Source organism: Citrobacter sp. Awk 2, assembly GCF_028069815.1.
Taxonomy (GTDB): Bacteria; Pseudomonadota; Gammaproteobacteria; order Enterobacterales; family Enterobacteriaceae; genus Citrobacter.
The window spans coordinates 1-4,212 of record NZ_JANEWL010000176.1; the positions used below are offsets into that span (position 1 = coordinate 1).

At 45.5% G+C, this 4,212-nt stretch carries 3 protein-coding genes; all 3 read right to left on the reverse strand.

What is annotated here, in order from left to right; all coding sequences use genetic code 11:
- Nucleotides 1-5: 5 nt before the first annotated feature.
- The gene (locus NNO02_RS22750) at nt 6-1,256 is read right to left on the reverse strand and encodes an IS1/IS1595 family N-terminal zinc-binding domain-containing protein (RefSeq protein ID WP_271455822.1); all 1,251 of its coding nucleotides are present in this window, start codon (nt 1,254-1,256) and stop codon (nt 6-8) included.
- A 24-nt stretch (nt 1,257-1,280) separates the two neighbouring features.
- Nucleotides 1,281-2,477 carry an anaerobic sulfatase maturase gene (locus tag NNO02_RS22755; protein ID WP_271455823.1) on the reverse strand — a complete coding sequence of 399 codons (1,197 nt, stop codon included), beginning with the start codon at nt 2,475-2,477 and terminating at the stop codon, nt 1,281-1,283.
- A 101-nt stretch (nt 2,478-2,578) separates the two neighbouring features.
- Complete coding sequence (locus NNO02_RS22760) at nt 2,579-4,072, reverse strand: sulfatase family protein (RefSeq protein ID WP_271440447.1); 1,494 nt, start codon at nt 4,070-4,072, stop codon at nt 2,579-2,581.
- Nucleotides 4,073-4,212: the final 140 nt, after the last annotated feature.

Genomic DNA, 4,212 nt, shown 5'->3' on the forward strand with positions numbered 1-4,212 from the left:
ATATGTTATAGTGTGATGTTTTTGTTATATTCAAACTTTAAGTAATTCAATACCATTGTGACATTTGCTGGCGACAAACGACTGAGTTGTAAGAAAAATGGATGTACCTGTAAAAACTGGATGAATTTTGTTGCTCCGGTTAGGGTTGCATAACGCAGCATACTCGTTTTTTTATTCCCTGTTAGATTACATACGGCTTTAGCATAACCGCGAGACGAAAAAGAACGCCAGACATTATTACGTATTCCACCGCTACGAAATACACGATAGGGAAAGTTTGCATCCGATGGCAAGTCACCCATTTCTCTTACAAATGAGATATGACAACGACTTTGTCGAATAGATTTCAAATTCGCCATCATACATCCCCCTAATATAAAACATTCATGATCAATGTAGTGCTGAACATTAAGGGTTCGTTCATCTGTAAGTTCTTTGACCAACTCAAAATGTCGATATGCAGGGAGGACGGGTTTTACCAACATTCCGGGATCGTTTTTGTGCAACGCGGCGGGACCATAATCCACATCAAATAATGTGTTTCGTCGCATTGTCATGAGTTCTTTACGTTGGACAAGATGCGCTAGCGTGCCGGATGGTAGGCGTTCTTCATAGTCAGAAATATACTGATATTCTTCTTCTACAGCCTGAGTGGAATAATTGGTTGTCACAGCAATAACTCTACCACTGTTTTCCTCTGCCGTAACCAGAACATACAGGCTGTGGTCGCCACCGTTAAATTTAACCCGAAAAGCGCGTGTGCTCATGGCCAAATCGAATGCTGGAAATGTGAATTCTCGTTCGGATTGATTTACGCTGCGAGATAATTTTTGTAATGCACGGTTCAGTCCTGTGCTGTCTAATAAAAGCGTCGTTCTGATATCTGCCAATGAGGCACCTTCCAGGATAAGTCTGGCAAGGCTTTCCTGGCGGACATCCGCTTTATGCCGACCAAGGAAAACAAAGGTTTTATGACACTGAAGACAGTACAGTCGGGCCTCTCCCTGGGCGGAAAAACCGTACTTTTTCAATGACGAACTGCCACAACCAGGACAAGCCTTAATTAGCCCTCTCCAGGGCAGGTTAGCCGACATACGGAAGAGATTGAGCGAACGTTCAGAAATGACCGGGAATGAGAATCCACATTCTCTGCACAAAATGTCCTTACCTTGCACCAAATAATCCGGGCTGTTGAGGATACCCATATTTTTGCACTCAGGCGTTTTACAAGCATCGACATTGATTTGGAAAAACATATTCACTCCCTGCGAATATTACTGTCATACAAATATTGTTTTTATCTCTGCGGGTGAAATATTATTTTCACAGAGCGTCTTCATCGCCCCCATCGCCAATGCTGTATGGGCAAAAAATGCCTGATAACCAGCGCATAAATAGTTCTGATTCAACATCCCTGAGGCCGAAGGTAAAAAACGGTGTTTGGGGCATCCCCCATGGCAGGCAAATTGCCACTGACAGGAGTAGCATTCTTGCGCCATTGTACGGTTTTTATCATTGCCGAATTGCCGGTTCTGCTCGCTATTGTTCATTGCGCGTAGCGTCGTATGCTGAATATTTCCCAACTTGTACTGTGGATAGACAAAGTGATCGCAGTTATAGACATCACCGTTCATTTCCATCGCAAACGCACTACCGCATGTGGGAGCAAACACGCAGACTTGCGGAGGTAGCCCACACCAGGCCCCAAGCGTCTGCTCAAAGAGTTGTATGCCAATATTACCAATGTCCTCACGGATCCAGACATCAAAAATGGCATTGAGGAAGTGGCCGAACTGAAGGGAATCAACAGACCACGGCATCATGGTTATCTGTTTATCATCAGGATGTGCCAACCTGCCATCCTCGCTAGCGCTGCATCGTTCAACGAGCGGGATAAATTGCATATATCGGCTGCCAATACTTTTCAGGTATTGATAGACCTGCAGTGGGAAACGCATATTAGTGTGATTAACAACCGTCAGTGTATTAAATTCGACGCCATGGCGTACCAGACATTCAATGGCCTGTTCAACTTTTCTGTGCGTCGGTTTACCCGAACGAGTCACACGCCATTCATCATGTAGCGCGGCATCACCATCAACAGAGATCCCGACCAGGAAATCATTCTGCCGGAAAAAAACAGCCCATTCATCATCGATTAAAATACCGTTCGTCTGGAAAGTATTAACAATGCTCTTCCCTCTCGCGTAATGTTGCTGAAACTCAACCGCTCGCTGATAAAATGCGCGCCCCATCAGTGTCGGTTCTCCACCTTGCCATGCAAAAATGACTTCATCCACATCCTGTGCGGCAATGTGTTGTTTGATGAATAATTCCAGCATGGAATCTGACATCCTGTAATTACCTTTTCTGTCTGGATACAGTTTTTCTTTCTCCAGGTAAAAGCAGTATTTACAGTCCAGATTGCATACCGACCCTGTCGGCTTAATCATTACCTGGCAACTTTTCCTGTACATCGCGAAGGTCCATAAATAAAAGAACCCAGCCCAGCACCAAAGTGCTGAGCCAGGCGGGCATAGCCCTAAGTGGCATACACTGTATTTTTATTATTATCCGGTTAGCCCCAGGTGACCGGAGTCGGTTTCTCGCCTCGAGCTTTCATCAATGAATCGTTATCAATATCCTTTTTGTACTTCAGGAATTTACCGTACATCTGTTTTTCAATATCAGGCTGTTTGCCAATCAAGTTAAGCGTTTCAAACCGATCCTGTTTCAGGTTATAGAGATACTTCGGCTTATTCTCACGATCGATGATCATTTTCCAGTCACCATCACGCATAGCCCACTCATCGGTAGGGTCGTCCTGGAATGGCATATCAATACCGAAGATCAGCGGTTTTTCACGGTTTAACGTTTTCTGCTCAAGCAGCGGCACCAGAGACTGCCCATCGTAGGAACGATCTGTTGGGAGTTTGAAATTCATCATGTTGGCCAACGTCGGCAACCAATCAAGACCGTAAACCGGCGTATCAGAGACCATCCCTTGTGGAATATGTTTGCCATATTTGATGATTGCCGGAACGCGGATCCCACCTTCCCACAAGTTATCTTTACGGCCACGCAAGCCATCGGTCTCACCCGCCAGATTCAGCTCATACACTTTACGTGCCTCGCGGGTTACCGGTCCGTTATCGCTGGTAAAGATGACAATGGTGTTATCTTCTTCGCCCATCGCCTTGATCTTATCCATCACTTTACCGACCTGAGCATCCATATAGCTGATGTTAGCGTAATACTCTCCCGTACCGCGCCACGGTTTATCTGCCCAGTCACCATAGAACAGATCCGGATGCTGTTTTTGATAATCACTCATGTATTGCGAGTACATATCAAGGTATTTTTGGGGTGAAGCCAGTGGGCTGTGAACCTCTGTAAACGCAACATATAGAAAGAACGGTTTATCATCTTTCTTATTATCCAGCCAGTTCACAACTTCGGAGCTGACCAGTTCGCCGCTATAGGTGTCCGCTCTGCCAATCGATTTGCCATTACGCACAAACCCAGTGGGATGCACGGTGCCATAGCGTGGACGTTCTTTGGCATTATCCAACGTAGAATCGGTCACAAAGCCGGAAGCATTGACCAGACCATAGTCAAAGCCCATATCTTTTGCCTGTGGTTGGTCAGTACGGTCGCCACCAGCATTAAGATGCAGCTTACCCATCATCGCCGTATCGTAGCCCTGTTGCTTCAGCAAGTTAGCAATAGTCAGTTCATTTCGACCTAACGCAACATTAGTGCCTTCAGGGATCCAGGAGCGAATCCCTGTACGAAACGGCATTCGGCCAGTAAGCAACCCAGCTCGAGAGGGAGAACACAGAGGAGCTGGCGCATAATAATCGGTAAATTTCACCCCGTCCTGAGCCAGTTTGTCGATATTAGGCGTTTTAACGATTCGATGGCCATAAGTCGCCAGATCGCCATAACCTAAATCATCTGCAAGAATGATGACTAAGTTAGGGCGTTTATCCGCAGCGGCTTGTACGGTTGATAATGCACTCCCGGCACATAGAGCCAATCCGATCATGCTGGCAACGACAGTTCTTTTCATTCCAACTCCTTTGAATTATCACATAGTCAATTACGCGACAGATCTACCAAAAAATTAAATTTCTGTTTAATTTCCACCCTCGCTATTACATGGCGATGTAATAGCGACAGAAAAACAAAGAACAATATACATTCACAGAT